Source organism: Moorella humiferrea (assembly GCF_039233145.1).
In the GTDB taxonomy this organism is placed as follows: Bacteria; Bacillota; DSM-521; order Neomoorellales; family Neomoorellaceae; genus Neomoorella; species Neomoorella humiferrea.
In genome coordinates, this window is sequence record NZ_CP136419.1 from 1,833,203 (window position 1) to 1,846,969 (window position 13,767).

At 49.9% G+C, this 13,767-nt stretch carries 13 protein-coding genes, 1 tRNA gene and 2 riboswitches; of the genes, 2 read left to right on the forward strand and 12 right to left on the reverse strand.

All coding sequences use genetic code 11. The annotated features are described in order from the left end of the window. Positions 1-188: 188 nt before the first annotated feature. Genes MHFGQ_RS09545 through MHFGQ_RS09565 form a run of 5 tightly spaced genes read right to left on the reverse strand, consistent with a single transcriptional unit; the run spans position 189 to position 3,195 of the window. Positions 189-992, reverse strand: coding sequence for a GGDEF domain-containing protein (locus MHFGQ_RS09545; RefSeq protein WP_106004185.1), 804 nt, complete (start codon positions 990-992; stop codon positions 189-191). A 1-nt stretch (position 993) separates the two neighbouring features. Beyond that, a complete protein-coding gene (locus MHFGQ_RS09550; protein WP_106004184.1) occupies positions 994-1,605 on the reverse strand; it encodes a hypothetical protein in 612 nt (203 codons plus the stop codon). Then, on the reverse strand, positions 1,602-2,051 hold the full coding sequence (locus MHFGQ_RS09555) for an anti-sigma regulatory factor (protein ID WP_277996981.1): 450 nt from the start codon (positions 2,049-2,051) through the stop codon (positions 1,602-1,604). The genes MHFGQ_RS09550 and MHFGQ_RS09555 overlap by 4 nt, the downstream gene beginning before the upstream one ends. A 3-nt stretch (positions 2,052-2,054) precedes the next feature. After that, a complete protein-coding gene (locus MHFGQ_RS09560; RefSeq protein ID WP_106004272.1) occupies positions 2,055-2,447 on the reverse strand; it encodes an STAS domain-containing protein in 393 nt (130 codons plus the stop codon). Further along, a complete protein-coding gene (locus tag MHFGQ_RS09565) occupies positions 2,428-3,195 on the reverse strand; it encodes an STAS domain-containing protein (protein ID WP_106004183.1) in 768 nt (255 codons plus the stop codon). The genes MHFGQ_RS09560 and MHFGQ_RS09565 overlap by 20 nt, the downstream gene beginning before the upstream one ends. A 231-nt stretch (positions 3,196-3,426) precedes the next feature. Beyond that, a riboswitch (cyclic di-GMP riboswitch) is annotated at positions 3,427-3,516 on the forward strand. Between the two features lie 428 nt (positions 3,517-3,944). Between MHFGQ_RS09565 and MHFGQ_RS09570 the strand changes: the two genes are divergently transcribed. Continuing rightward, positions 3,945-5,207, forward strand: a complete 1,263-nt coding sequence (locus MHFGQ_RS09570; RefSeq protein WP_245907722.1) for an HD domain-containing protein — start codon at positions 3,945-3,947, stop codon at positions 5,205-5,207. Here the strand turns inward: MHFGQ_RS09570 and MHFGQ_RS09575 are convergent. The 3 genes from MHFGQ_RS09575 to MHFGQ_RS09585 are packed head-to-tail and all read right to left on the reverse strand — an operon-like array spanning position 5,204 to position 8,551. After that, on the reverse strand, positions 5,204-6,316 hold the full coding sequence (locus MHFGQ_RS09575) for an HD domain-containing protein (RefSeq protein WP_106004182.1): 1,113 nt from the start codon (positions 6,314-6,316) through the stop codon (positions 5,204-5,206). The two genes, MHFGQ_RS09570 and MHFGQ_RS09575, sit on opposite strands and share 4 nt — an antisense overlap. A 54-nt stretch (positions 6,317-6,370) precedes the next feature. After that, on the reverse strand, positions 6,371-6,592 hold the full coding sequence (locus MHFGQ_RS09580) for a chemotaxis protein CheW (RefSeq protein WP_106004181.1): 222 nt from the start codon (positions 6,590-6,592) through the stop codon (positions 6,371-6,373). Positions 6,593-6,622: 30 nt separating this feature from the next. Beyond that, positions 6,623-8,551, reverse strand: a complete 1,929-nt coding sequence (locus MHFGQ_RS09585) for a methyl-accepting chemotaxis protein (RefSeq protein WP_106004180.1) — start codon at positions 8,549-8,551, stop codon at positions 6,623-6,625. Between the two features lie 173 nt (positions 8,552-8,724). After that, positions 8,725-8,811, reverse strand: a riboswitch (cyclic di-GMP riboswitch). Between the two features lie 718 nt (positions 8,812-9,529). Between MHFGQ_RS09585 and MHFGQ_RS09590 the strand changes: the two genes are divergently transcribed. Next, positions 9,530-9,673: a hypothetical protein gene (locus tag MHFGQ_RS09590; protein WP_170066098.1), complete on the forward strand. Its 144-nt coding sequence runs from the start codon at positions 9,530-9,532 to the stop codon at positions 9,671-9,673. A gap of 72 nt (positions 9,674-9,745) precedes the next feature. Here the strand turns inward: MHFGQ_RS09590 and thrS are convergent, their stop codons facing one another. The 4 genes from thrS to MHFGQ_RS09610 form a co-directional block, all read right to left on the reverse strand. Continuing rightward, positions 9,746-11,650 carry a threonine--tRNA ligase gene (thrS, locus tag MHFGQ_RS09595; RefSeq protein ID WP_170066097.1) on the reverse strand — a complete coding sequence of 635 codons (1,905 nt, stop codon included), beginning with the start codon at positions 11,648-11,650 and terminating at the stop codon, positions 9,746-9,748. 294 nt (positions 11,651-11,944) lie between these two features. Then, positions 11,945-12,535 (reverse strand): DUF445 domain-containing protein, encoded by a 591-nt coding sequence (locus MHFGQ_RS09600; RefSeq protein WP_106004176.1) that lies wholly within the window; start codon positions 12,533-12,535, stop codon positions 11,945-11,947. 86 nt (positions 12,536-12,621) lie between these two features. After that, the gene (ytxC, locus tag MHFGQ_RS09605; protein WP_106004175.1) at positions 12,622-13,488 is read right to left on the reverse strand and encodes a putative sporulation protein YtxC; all 867 of its coding nucleotides are present in this window, start codon (positions 13,486-13,488) and stop codon (positions 12,622-12,624) included. Positions 13,489-13,669: 181 nt separating this feature from the next. Continuing rightward, a tRNA-Val gene (locus tag MHFGQ_RS09610) sits at positions 13,670-13,744 on the reverse strand. Positions 13,745-13,767: the final 23 nt, after the last annotated feature.

Here is a 13,767-nt window from a genome sequence, read left to right on the forward strand (position 1 = left end):
TGCTTCACCTCCAGAAAAATTTACCGCCCAGTCAAAGACCTCCTTAAAAAATTTAAGCGAGTGGAATCCACCCGCCAAAAACAGACCTTTTACTGGGCAAACCTTACTGGCCCCGGGCCGTAAGGTGAGAAGCGGATGGCTTCTACTTCTTGGGAAAGTATAACATAGAGGTTACTCCGCGTCAATAATTAATTAGGTTTGTTGGGTTCAAAGTAAACTATCCTGTTTTTGCCCTGGCGTTTTGCCAGGTACATGGCCCTGTCTGCCCTGGCAATTAAATCATTTAAATCTCCAGGCCCACTACCAGGATACTCCACCGCACCAATGCTGACGGTTATTGTAACTTCTTCATGGTCAGGGATCATCTTTTGAGCGGCTATCTGGGTCCTGATACGTTCCAGGGCTATTCCTGCTTTTTCCAGGCTGGTACCAGGCAAAACGACCAAAAACTCTTCTCCACCATAACGTATTACTTTGTCCGCCGCCCGGAGGGCCTTCTTGATAATCAAGGCGGTAGAACGCAAAACTTCATCACCGGCATGATGTCCGAAACGATCGTTCACTTCTTTAAAGTCATCAAGGTCCAACATTGCTATAACCAAAGGCGTCCCTTTTTCCTGTGCCTCTTTTAGCAAGTTATTTAAGGTTGGGTACATAGCTATCCGGTTATATAATCCCGTAAGGGGGTCATGCTCAATACGATCTTTTAACTGGAGAAGAAAGGTATCGATGACCACTAGGATTTGCGCCAGGAATTCTGTAGCCCGATCGATATAAATCCACTGAACGGCGTCACTATCCCTTCTTATGCCCATCACTTCCCGTAGAGCACGGGTGTGTATATCAAGAATGTTAGAAGCCTGAACATAATAATCATCCAGATTTGCTGTTAAATCCTGATAAGCCTCCAGGAGAACGACTTCTGTTCCACCCTCGCACACATAGCGTTCTAAATAGTTTCTGTATGTATCGTAAAAAGCTTCGTGGATCAAGTTACCACCTCCTGCCCATAATAATGCTGGCATCGTCTTCTCCTATACCAAATTCCTCGAGGATGGAACAAATAATGGCCAAGCCATCATCCCACCACCATTGCCGGGGTAAGTTTCCCGGAAAAAAACTGCGTTTAATCCCATCTGAACAAGTTAACAGCATAGATTGCTCACCCAATTGTACCCTGCGCAAAGCAGGTACTATTCTCCGTCCACCAACAACTCCACTTTGGCCAAGAAGACAATCAATATCTCCCGGGTTTATTATCCAGGCGCGGATGTTGCCCACCAGTATGTATTCGAGAAAGCGTTTTTCCAATTTGCCCAGAAAGAGCGCACAGCCCCGCAGATGAAATGCGGTTGTCTCGATGTTGTGGAAAATATCTACGAGGCTCTCCCCGCCCTTCTCTATTACACTTTGAATTCTCTCTAAAGAACGATATGCCTCTTCCCCATGCCCCAGCACATCGACACAGGCCACCAACAGGCTATTTTCCTTATACCCGCCTATATAACAAAAATCCCCCCCAACGGTGCACCCATGGCGGGGACGCCAGCAGCCCCAGACCTGCCAGCCACTTGCCCCTATCTTATGCTGGGAATATAAAGTCAAAATTTGCGTCCCTTCTTTCCAGCTATGACTACCGTGCCTTTACCTACTTCTGAATATATAGCAAAGGAATCCATGAGGCGTTTTACGCCGGTAAGGCCAATACCCAAGCTGCGTTCATATGTAGTATAGCCTTTAGTCATGACCAGATCAATATCGGCAATTCCTGGCCCTTGATCAGAAGCTATTATTTCTAAATATGGTCCTTCCTTTTCTTCCGTCTTTTTTTTGAGCATAATCTTACCCTGGCCGGCATAACGATAAATATTGCGCGCCAGTTCGGAAACGGCCGTGGCAATCTTAGTGACATCGGCCAGGGAAAACCCCGCCTCCTGGGCTAGCTGTTTGGCCATTTGCCTGGCTACGGCGATGTCTTCTTCTCTGGTTATACGGATAAATACATCAAAATCATCCGCAGGGCTTTCATAGACCTTAGCGATATCAAACACAGCTTACCCAACTCCTGATTGGCTATCCGCTAAAAGCAGGGCATGCTCTAGGTCCCGGGCAATGGTAATATCTTGCAGCATAACCCCCATTTGAGCCAGGGTTAATGCCACCGGAGGTTGAAGGCCGCATAATACCGTCCGGCATCCCATCAACCGCGCCATGGCCGCCGTTTCGGAAATGGTGTAGGAAATATAGCTATCCATAATATCCACCATGCGTACATCAATAATAACCGCTCTAGCTCTGGTTTTTTCTATTTCTTCCAATATTTGCTGCTGCAAGAGGCCTACCGTTCTATCATCAAGGTCAATCTGAATCGGCACGAGTAAAAACTCATTTAAAGCGATTATGGGTACAACCCTGGAGTCACCGTAGTTAGATCTCAAGTTCTCCATCGTCTTCACTCTCTCTGCTTCCAGTTATAACCCGAGCTAACTGGCGACGTTTTTTCTTCTCATCAGCTATGATGGCGATACCCTTTCTCAAAGCATCTTCCAGATCCCTGGCAATAGTTACCATACGGAAATCCACCCCCAGTTTTACCAGGGTATGGGCTACTTCCGGTTTGATACCGGTCAAAATAACTTCAGCCCCTAAAAATCTAATGGCGTTAAACATTTCAATTAAAAATCCGCCCACGGCCGTATCAATCATGGGAACGCCCGTTACATCGACCAATACCACTTTAGTCCGGGTAGCGCTTACCCTGTCTAGCAGTCTCTCAGCTATGCTCTGCGCCCACTGGCTGTCTAGATTGCCGATCAGGGCCACGAGCAACATATCCGTCCATATACGAATTATTGGGGTTGCCAGTTCCGGAAGCATACGGCGTAGATTGGTGATAGTCTGCTCGTGTTCTTTACGGATTTCCCCACAAATCTTAATAATTGTAAAAAGCAGGTCGGTGATAGGCAGATCGGGATGGTTTTCAGCCAATACCTTTATTTTTTCCGTTAAAGCCTCCTCTCCAGTTTCAGCTAATAATAAGCTTAAGGTTTCTTTAAGTTGTTCTGGCTGCTTTTTGTCTTTATTGTCGGGGCTCAGGATCGCCGCTAAAAACTCATACCATAGCTTTTTCGTCTTGCCTGTAGCTGCCACTTCATTAATCAGTTCTTCTATTTTAATGTGGGCTTTAAACTCCATTAATTTCCCTCCAATTTCAGGTAATAATATCCACCTTCTAAAATAAATAGTGTTTATTTTATTCAATACCTATCACCTGTTTCCTGCTTCATATGCTAAATCATTTATTTTTGAAAAATTATATTACTTACTCGACCCCCTCACTCATTAACTGGTTTGGATTTCCTTGACAAGAGGAGTTCGTTAAAGTTAATATAAAAATTGGTTTAGAAAAAATAAATACAACTTCTCTACCGCCAAGGGCAAACTCGATCGAAAGACGGGGACGCAAAGCCACGGGCCTAAATCTCTTTTTTGAGATACGGCAGCCGGGTTTCCGGTAGGATGCTGTAGGATGGTGCCAGGCTAGTAAAATACGTATGTAGTTGCCTGGTTTTTATTTAGGCTTTTTTCATTTAATAATCTGTCTTTTGTTACGGTAGAGCAAGGTGCCTTTCTAAAAAGGCGATGACTGGTATGGATAACTGGCGAGGGCACCAGTATTGGGCTGCAGTTAAAGACGGTAAACTTATAATCGAGCATCCTGAAGGTGAGCCATATTCATATCGGGAGCTATACCTATATAACCCGCGGTTACGAACAGTATATAAAATTTCGATTAAACCCAGAGAGTGGAATAGATATCATTCCAATACACGCGGCCGAAATCTATTCGCCAGACCGATATATGGAAAAAAACGCCGAGAGGCAGATACGAGGTACCAGGTAGCCTGGGGAAAGGCTTAAAAAGAGCCGAAAGGAGACAAAAAATGCCTGACAACTATACCCCCAATATAGCCACTATTTCTCCTACAACCAGCCTAGGGGAGGCCATCGCCACCATTATTAATACCGGTAGTTTCGTTTTAAAGATTGCCGGCGCAGGAGATAACCCCGAAGGATGGCTCAATTACCTCGACATATTAAAAATCATTCAGGACGCCCCTGAAGGCGCGACCCTAAGGGCGCGTCGGATTAAGGATTACATACACCCGGATAACAATGCGCACGATCTGTATTCAGTCGAAAAACTCCTGGCCCAGGCCCTGGAAAATCACGCCAGGGAACAGGAATTGCGTCTGGTGCTTGAAGAGCTCATCAATGTAGTAATTGCCGAGGCGCCGGTGGGCTTGGCCTTTTTGAACCCCCAGGGCGAAATCCTGCATCTCAACTCCCTGGCGGAACAACTATTGCAAGCGGCTTCCCTCAGCTGTGTCGATTTAATAAAAATGGCGAATAACAATGAAACGAAAACCATCAGGGCTAATAGTCGCACCTACAAATTGTGGGTGGTCAAGTCCGGAAAAGAAAAAGCCCCCGGGTATTTAGCTATTTTCGTCGATGTAACTACCGAACAGCAGCTCGTAGAAAAAGTAAAATATGCCCAGCAGGAGGCCGAAATGGCGCTGGCCACCCTCCTTCCCGATCAGCGGGTGGAAGCCAGATTGCGAGCCATTGTAGAATATATGGACGAATACGACTCGGCGACGGGAAGGATCAAAATCACCGGTGTGATTCGGGAAGGCGTGTATCGTCATGTAATCAACATCCTGCGCCTGATAGCCGAACTCTCCAAACAGGGGCTTACCGAGCTGCCGGGCATAGATAAAGATGTCCTCGTTCAGGCGGCGATATTCCACGACCTGGCCAAGGTGCAGCCTTACTTACACCCGGGGGATGTCGTGGACCCGCAGGAAGTTTTTGAGCCCGGCTATGTGCACGCCTTCCGCAGCGCTTCCATGGCCAGGGGAATCTACAACATAGACGAGCGGACGGTTAATCTCATAAAATATCACCACCATGAAGAAAACGACCTGCCGGCAGAGTATCCCCTCTACCTCCTGCCCATGTACCGCCTCTTCCGGCTCCTAGACGGTTTATCGGCGGGTATCACCAGGAGGGGCTCCCGGGTAAAGTTAACAACCAACGGCACCCTTATTAGCGTTAGGGAAGAAAGCTCCTTTCCCCTCTACAACCAACATCTGGAGCTGGACCTGTATTCCGGCAGAAAGGTCGTTAAACCTTTAGATTAATAGTTCGTTTCCACTCGCTGCTCCAGGGGCTTCACTTCTACACGGCCGGAATGAAGATCGAGTTCCAGGCAACGGTTATAAATCGGATGGGCGCTTTCTTCCCTCACCTGGACGATCGCTCCCCTTACCGCCAGGCTTATCCTGGAGCCCCGCCTGGTGATCCCCGCCGAAAGCCCATCCAGCAGGCGGAAGAGCCTATGCATGGGTAAAAGGCCCCGAGGAAAATCGGACGGCAGTTCACCGTCGGGATGGTGATGATATTGAATAAGATAAACTATGCTCCGCTCCAGTTGGTAAACCTTGCGGGCCAAAGAGGCGCTGCGGAAAGCGTGGTACTGCCCCGGCTCGAAGGCTTCTTTAGGGTCGACCATATCGCCGACCTCTAGATGGGGCTGGACTTTACCAACATCGTGATAGATAGAGGTTTGTACTAATATTTCCCTTGAAATGCCGTCGACAGCCTTCAGCCCTTTCATAAACAATTCCGTCAACAACCGAAGAATATTGATGACGTGGCGGTAAACCCCTTCCTTTATAATGCCGGTAATCTTTATTTTGCCGGTTGCCGAGTCGTACTCGTCCCGGTATTCCGGTATGGATTTAAGCCGGGCCACAACTTCGGGATCGACAATAAGGTTGCCCAGGGCCATTTCAAGTTCTTCCTGGGAATGGCGCAGCGTTGCAAGCTGGACTTTTGATTCTTTTCGCAGTTCCCTTTCCCGGTCGCGTTCTTCCAGGGCTACCCGCAACAGCCCATACGTTGTAAAGATGCCCGATTTCCCCTTCCTGGTGAGGAAATAAGGTGGGTTGTGCTCCCTCTTTTCCGCCCATAAACATATAGCTGAAAGCCCTGCTTCTTCTTCCAGGTAGTCGTCCTCGGCAATAGGTTTTATGAATACCCTTATGCCACTTTCCATTATCCTATTCATGCCGGGTTCCTTCACAAAGGTTCGCAGAATGTCCAGACCGTGCAGCCACCCTACAGGTTCTTCCGCATTATTGATTACCTGCAATACAAAACTATCATTTTCAAGCATCTTTTTTATGGCTTCTGCGATGCTGGCACCTTCCGCAATAGATGGTATTTCACGGGAATCCGAAGTAAGCATGTTCCTCTATAATTCCTCCTTGAAAACGTCGAGTAAACTATTAAGGGGCTTACCTTAAGCTCCCCGCTTTAAATTCAGCCGCTTAATACTCGGAAGAATGTTGCCCCTGAGGTTGGCGAGCCCCCGCATGTACGGGGGCGTCAGGGGCACCTTCACCACGTATGGAACACGAATGATCTCCTGGAGGTACTCTATCGCTATGCCGTAGCTTTTCTGTCCCAGACGAAAGACCACGTACTGGTCAAGGCTTGCAACCGTTGCCCCGGCTATTGCCATATACCTTCCTCCTCGTTCACTCCGATTTCTTTAGCCCTGCTGGAGCTCGTCCGCCAGAGCTGCAATTTCCTCGATAGCCTGGGCAAGCTCTTTCATGCCTTCTGCTTGCTGGCGGCTGGCGGCGGCTGCTTCTTCTGCCGCTTTACTGGCTTCCTGGGCAGCCGTACTTATCTGCTCTACTCCTCTGGCTGCCTTTTCTACCCTTAGGAGGCTTTCATCTGCCTGCTTTTTAACCATTTCCACCCCCTCAACGACCACCCGCATATCGGTTTCAATAAGGTCAAGGTCGGCCGTTGTTTTTTGGGCTTTTTCCGCTTCCTTTTGAATTACATCCCCAATAGTAGTAATGTCCCACTGTACGTTCATCACTTGCTCTTGAATGCCCTTTACCATTTCCTTGATCTGCTCGGCGTTGCGGGCACTCTCCTGGGCAAGGTTCCGGATGTCTGAAGCTACTACCGCGAACCCCTTACCGTACTCGCCGGCCCGGGCTGACTCTATAACGCCGCTTACCGCCAGCATGTTGGTCTGGATGCTTACGCTCTCTATGGTGTCTACTATCTTATCGATCATGCGGGCGTTCCACTCTAGCTGGTTAACCTTGTGTACGTTCTCAAGGTTGGTGGCTGCCGCCTGCTTGATCCCTTTAATCAACTCATTTACCCTGACTTTGTTCTCAGCCAGCAAGTCACTAAGTTCCTGTACTGCAGATTTAGACTCATCGGCCTCCTTCGCAATTACTCCCATCGATTTTTCGATCTGCTTGATGGCGGCGGAGAATTCCTCAGAAGCCGATGCCTGTTGCTCTGCCGATTTCGCTATTTGATTTAGGGCGGCGTTAATCTCTTCTGCCGAACGGCTGGCCTCCTCAATGGCCGAGGATAGTTCCTCCGCCGCTGCCGCCAGGCCCTCGGCCGATTTGACCACATCAGTCGAGTGCTTGAGTTCATCAGCCAGATCGGCTAAATTATTACTGTTATTGCTTATCTCCTCTAGTGCCCGGGCCTGTTGCTCAACCCCCTGCAAGGCCTGCTCAGTGGCGCTGGCCTGCTCCTCAGCAGTCGCAGCTATCTGTTCGCTACCTTTCTGGAACTCGGCTACCGCTTTTTCTACTTCCGTGACCAGCTGCTCAATCCTAGCAGCTCCTTCCACTACTTTGGCTACAGAAGTAGTAATCTTCTTAAGCTCTTCCGTGATAGTCTTACCTTTTTCCGCCTCGCCCCTGGCTACCTCAGCTGCCTTGTTGATGGCTTCAGCCACCGTGCGCACGTCTTCCTGCACACTGTCTACTATCTTCCGTATGTCGCTGGCCGCTTTCTCGGAAGTCTCTGCCAAGGTTCTTACTTCGTCCGCCACTACAGCAAACCCGCGGCCGTGCTCCCCAGCCCGCGCCGCCTCAATTGCAGCGTTCAGGGCTAGAAGGTTTGTCTGGTCGGCTATCCTTACTACGGTCCGGACGATCTCGTCAATCTTGGACGCCTCTTCTTCCAGTTTTGCTACGACCCTGGCCGACTCCTCGTTCCTGGCTGCGCTGGCGTCTACCCCTTGGATCAAAACCTCAATATCGTCAATCATGCGGCTCACCAGATTCTTTATGGCTTCACACCGGTTCAAGGATTCCCGCGCTTGCTGCACCGAAAGCTTGGCAGCTTCGCCGATAGCTTGGATAGCGGACAAGGACTGTTGGGTAGCGCCGCTCGCTTTCTGGGCTCCGCTGGCTATTTGTTCCATGGCAGTTCGTAGTTCTTCTACCGCGCTGGAGGCTTCCTCCACGCCGGCAGAAAGTTTTTCCGCCGCGCTGGCTATCCGCTCGGCAATCTGTTGCAGCTTTGCAAAAGTCCGTGCCTCCATTTCTTTCTTATCGCTTTCTTTGTCCGGTTCACCCTTGCGAGTCTCGCCGTATATTCCTCGGTTGGCAGAAGGTAAAGGCTCCAATGTTTTAGAGGCATTAATTGCCATGATTACAAACTTCTCCTTAATGTTTTCGGTATTTGTTTAACCATTTTAACCAAACATTGTTTGGATACGATAGTGACTAGAGGAAATAATTTTCGTCTAGCAAAAAATAAAGGGAACAGGTTACCTGTTCCCTCTACGAGCCTATACAATTCACTTTATCTCCTCGAAGGTCCACCGGCAACCTGGCAACCATAGCTTATACAAGCCTTAGGCCCATGGCTTTGCGACCCCGTCTTTTAACGGGTTTGCCCTTAACGTTGACTTATTTAACAATTTGCTTAGTATCAGGGGTGATCGGGTGTAGTTAGTTTTTGCCAATTATAAGTCTTCAGGGTAGTTCCAATTTAACCGCCCTTTAAACATTTGGCGTTATCGCTTATCGGGAAAGCAATCTGCTATTTTTCTTCAAAAGATCCACTATCGCCAGCTTCTTCCTGTAAAGGCAGCTAGGTGAGTGCCAACACTTTGCCCTCCTTAATCTGGGCTGTTAATTCTTCGTAACTTTGAAGGCTGGCCGGCAAAAAACCTGCTGCAGCCTGGCGATAAAACCCATGAAAGGGGCTTAAGGCTCTGCGCCAATGTCTTTCGACATGGTTTGCCCTTGAGCATAAGATACGCAGGGAAAGTGAGTTTAATGTTGATTTAGGGGAATTATGGAAAAAAAAGAATGATTTTACCGCGGGCGAGACAGAGGGAAAGAAGGTAAAATAGAAAGAGGATGGAGAGAGGATTTGTTTCCAATAATAGGGAGGTTTGGGAATTATATACCCCCCCCCCCCCCATTTCTATATTTTGCCATTTTAACAATCTCCTTCCAAATTCCTTAGGTGTAATTATATATTCGCGTTTTTTTTCCAAAATCCTCCCAAAAAACTACAACAACGCAAAGTTAATTATGGCAGGTAAAACGTTCCGACTCCACGTTGCTTATCTTCTTTTCTTATGGATGAGGCCGAGCTTAACCTTCTTATGGAAGATATGGGCAACAAAGCGGCAACTATTGTCAATCTGCGCCCGGAGATCGGCGAGCTGATAAATGAATTAGCAGAAATACAGCCGTCGACCATAAAGGCCCTGGTGCATTTCATAAAATCCATGAAGCAGTCGTTGCATTCAAAGTGAAACTTATTTAAGCCGCCCTACATAGAAGCCCGCCCGGCTTCCTTGCCAGGTGGGCTTGTTTTAGCGAAAGTTTTATTCTCGTCTTTGAATCTCCCCTGTTACCCTGTCAATAAAGGTACGCAGCGGCACACTGCCCGTATCCCCGGCGCGGCGTTCCCGGACAGATACGGTACCTTCGGCTGCTTCCTTATCCCCCACCACCAGCATGTAAGGGATTTGTTCCAGCTGCGCGGTGCGGATCTTGTAGCCGATTTTGTCGTTGCGGTCGTTGACGTCGGCCCGGATGCCAGCCCGCACCAGTTCTTCTTTCACCTTATAGGCATATTCATTATGACGGTCGGTGATGGGCAGCACCCGCACCTGTACCGGAGCCAGCCACACGGGAAAGGCTCCGCCGTAATGCTCGATTAAAATGCCGATGAACCGCTCTATACTGCCGAATACGACCCGGTGAATCATTACCGGCCGGTGTTTCTGGCCGTCTTCGCCGATATAATGAAGGTCGAATTTTTCCGGCATGAGGAAATCTAGCTGGATGGTGCCGCACTGCCAGGTCCGGCCCAGGGAATCCTCCAGGTGGAAATCGATTTTGGGGCCGTAGAAGGCTCCGTCTCCTTCATTGACCACATAGGCCATGCCCCTTGCCTCCAGGGCCTGGCGCAAAGCCGAGGTAGCCGTTTCCCAGATCTCATCCGAACCCATGGCATTGTCCGGCCGGGTGGAGAGCTCGACGTGATACTTAAAGCCAAAGAGGCTGTAGAAACGATCCACCAGGTCGATGACGCCCTGGATCTCTGCCGTTATCTGGTGGGGCAGCATAAAGATGTGGGCGTCGTCCTGGGTAAAAGCCCGTACTCGCATGAGGCCGTGGAGGACGCCGGATTTTTCATGACGGTGCACCAGCCCCAGCTCGGCCAGGCGCAAAGGCAGGTCGCGATAGCTGTGCTGCTCTGATTTATAGACCAGAATGGCTCCCGGGCAGTTCATGGGTTTGATGGCGTAATCGGCCTCGTCTATCTTGGTGAAATACATATTTTCTCGGTAGTGATCCCAGTGGCCCGACTGCTCCCACAGGGAACGGTTCAAGATTATGGGCGTGCGGATCTCCAGGTAGCCGGCTTTGCGGTGCTCTTCCCGCCAGAACTGTTCCAGCTCGTTGCGAATAATCATGCCCTTGGGATGGAAAAAGGGAAAACCCGGCCCTTCTTCCTGGAGGCTGAAAAGGCCAAGCATAGCCCCCAACCGCCGGTGATCCCGCTTTTTAGCCTCTTCCAGACGATGGAGGTATTCTTCCAGGTCTTTAGCTTTGGGGAAGGCGGTGCCGTAAATCCGCTGCAGCATAGGATTGGCCTCGTTGCCCCGCCAGTAGGCCCCGGCCAGACTGGTGAGTTTAACGGCCTTGAGATAGCCGGTACTGGGAAGATGGGGCCCGGCGCAGAGATCGATAAAGTCGCCCTGGCGATAAGTGCTAATGGGCACCCCTTCCGGCAGGTCGTTAATGAGCTCGATTTTATAGGGTTCGTTGAGGCGGCGGAAGAGTTCCAACGCTTCCTCCCGGCTGATCTCCTGCCTTTCCAGAGGGAGATCCTCCTTAATAATCTTGGCCATCTCGGCCTCAATGGCGTTTAAATCATCTGGCGTGAATTTATGCTCGCTGTCGAAATCATAATAAAACCCGTCGGTGATGGCCGGGCCGATACCCAACCTGGTGCCGGGAAACAAATGTTTCACTGCCTGGGCTAATACGTGGGCCGCGGTGTGGCGGTAAGCCAGACGCCCACCTTCATCGGCAAAGGTCAAAATCTCGAGGCGGCATTCCTCCGGCAGAGGACGGGTCAAATCCCACACTTCGCCGTTAACCCGCGCCGCCAGGGCTTCCCGGGCCAGCTTCGGCGATATGTCCCTGGCCACATCTAAGGCCGTAGTACCGGCGGCATATTCCCTAACGCTGCTGTCTGGTAAAATTACCTGCATCATTGTTCCCTCCGAAAACCGTGGTAAATAAAATAACTCCCGTCCCGCAAAGGGACGGGAGATTATCCCGTGGTTCCACCCTTCTTCAGGGGAAGCCCCCCCTCTAGGGCTGATAACGGTGCCGACCGGCCGGGCTTACTGTTTTTCGGCCCGGCAGCTCCGGAGTGGTGCGGCGCCCTGCCGTCGCCCGGGATGCTTCCAGCCGCGGCATCCCTCTCTGGAGGGCCGTTCCAGGGGCCTTGTCTCCTTCTTCGCCGTTATGTACATTATACCGGCATCAAACAAATTGTGTCAAGATTACCTCCAGCCTGCCAGAAAAGCCTGAACTACACCGATCAATAAACCCAGGAGACCACCCAGCCATTCTATATAACGCAATTCCCGACCGGCCACCGTTACAACTACATCTTCCATTTGGGCTATATCCAGCTTGTTAAATTTTTCGGCGAGAATCTCACCTATAGAAAAAGAGGCGGGATTGCGGCTCAACTCTTCAATGAGCTCCTCGAGGGCCGAAGGCATCTCCTTCATTATAGTTTCTTCTATCGCCTTGCCCGCCGCTTCCCTGAGACCTAGGGGAATAAAGGATGGCAGGCGCTCCACTAGACGTCGCCTGACCAGATCCGCCACTATTTTCGTCAGCCCCGCGGTAGCTTCAGGCGTATTAAAATAGGCCAATACTTCCTTAACGGGCAGTAGGTCTTTGTCGACGACGCCGGCGATGTTGGCCGCTATTTCAGCCTTTCTCCTGGGTATAAGTCCCTGCAGCGTCCAAAAAAGAATTTTTACCGGCCGGCGGGGGCGAAAAAGCATCCTAATGGCTATAACATTGGTCATCCAGCCGATAAAGGCGCCGATAAGAGGGATAAAGATCCACCTGGCAAGCATTTATTTCACCCCATACAAGTGCAATAATAACAAAAGCCCGGCCAAATGACAACTGGCCCGGCTGGAGCAAAACTTGGTATAACTTATCAGCGCTTCTGCAGGGACTGCTGGCAGCGGCTGCAGCCGCCGCACTGGATGAGCCGTTCCCCAAAAACGCTTTTTATGGTGTTCACGGCGTTATGGTGGCGGCTTTTATCGACGGTATGGAGGATTACCTGGCGTGGGGCAATGGTGATTAAGGCACTTATTAACAGGTCTTCATAATTAAGCTCACTATCGGCCATGTCCACGACAAAACCCTCCAGGTAGTCGCTGTTTAAATTGCGATTTTCACTGTCATAAAGCTGAAAACCGCCGCCCGGACCCAAAACTACATGGACCTTTTCCACCCTCGGTTCCTGGGCATCTACAAAGTACCGTAAAAGGCGGATAAATTCATCATATTCCTTTTCCAATAGGTACTCATCAACGGCTTCTTCCAGGACCTGCTCCAATTCTGCTAAATAATCGGGCAGACGAAAACGCACGAAACCGTCGATATTCAGCCAGGAATTTTCTTGGAAATATTCCTGCACGCGGGCGGCGATAGCCTCCTCCCGCTGCTGCAGCTGCAGGCAACTATTCTCCCCCTGATCCAGGATAAATCTGGCACGACGGCAGATCTCTTCAACACCCTCGGCATCTAAGCCTTCATACATGTTTAAAAGCATATTTTCCAGTAGAGTCATTTCCCATCTTTCGACAACAAAGGCGGCCACGATCTCGGCCACCTGCTCTTTAAAGGAATTCAGGTCTTTTTTTGCAGTCCGCCCTCTACCTGTTTCCATAAAACAGCGGCAGAAATTAAAGCCCCCCTCCTGCCACAAGTGGAGGCCAACGCTGTAACCAAATCTATGGGTAAACTCGGCCTGTAAAAAATCAATGGGCCTGGCAGTAACTAGCGTAATATTCATGGACGCAGCACCTCCTTGTGCTGCTATTATATGTGCCGCCCATGTTTTGTATACAGTTACGTCGCTGCCGACCCTTTTTAAAAGGCCATGTATTGTAAGGTTTTTTCCCCGGTGGAAATTGGCATTTAGGGATTTTTTTCAATAAAAAAGGTCCTGCTTTCACAGGACCGTTCTCTTCCTTTGGTGGGTCCGGCAGGGATTGAACCTGCGACCCCCTCCGCGTCAAGGAGGTGCTCTCCCACTGAGCTACGAACCCGCTTTTTGTTTACCGTCGACACA

What these genes read in the sequence shown, in the direction of transcription:
- MHFGQ_RS09590 (WP_170066098.1), top strand. Translation starts at nt 9,530, where the DNA reads ATGGGCAACAAAGCGGCAACTATTGTCAATCTGCGCCCGGAGATCGGC.
- ytxC (WP_106004175.1), bottom strand. Translation starts at nt 13,488, where the DNA reads ATGAATATTACGCTAGTTACTGCCAGGCCCATTGATTTTTTACAGGCC.
- MHFGQ_RS09570 (WP_245907722.1), top strand. Translation starts at nt 3,945, where the DNA reads ATGCCTGACAACTATACCCCCAATATAGCCACTATTTCTCCTACAACC.
- MHFGQ_RS09600 (WP_106004176.1), bottom strand. Translation starts at nt 12,535, where the DNA reads ATGCTTGCCAGGTGGATCTTTATCCCTCTTATCGGCGCCTTTATCGGC.
- MHFGQ_RS09575 (WP_106004182.1), bottom strand. Translation starts at nt 6,316, where the DNA reads ATGCTTACTTCGGATTCCCGTGAAATACCATCTATTGCGGAAGGTGCC.
- MHFGQ_RS09565 (WP_106004183.1), bottom strand. Translation starts at nt 3,195, where the DNA reads ATGGAGTTTAAAGCCCACATTAAAATAGAAGAACTGATTAATGAAGTG.
- MHFGQ_RS09560 (WP_106004272.1), bottom strand. Translation starts at nt 2,447, where the DNA reads ATGGAGAACTTGAGATCTAACTACGGTGACTCCAGGGTTGTACCCATA.
- MHFGQ_RS09580 (WP_106004181.1), bottom strand. Translation starts at nt 6,592, where the DNA reads ATGGCAATAGCCGGGGCAACGGTTGCAAGCCTTGACCAGTACGTGGTC.
- thrS (WP_170066097.1), bottom strand. Translation starts at nt 11,650, where the DNA reads ATGATGCAGGTAATTTTACCAGACAGCAGCGTTAGGGAATATGCCGCC.
- MHFGQ_RS09585 (WP_106004180.1), bottom strand. Translation starts at nt 8,551, where the DNA reads ATGGCAATTAATGCCTCTAAAACATTGGAGCCTTTACCTTCTGCCAAC.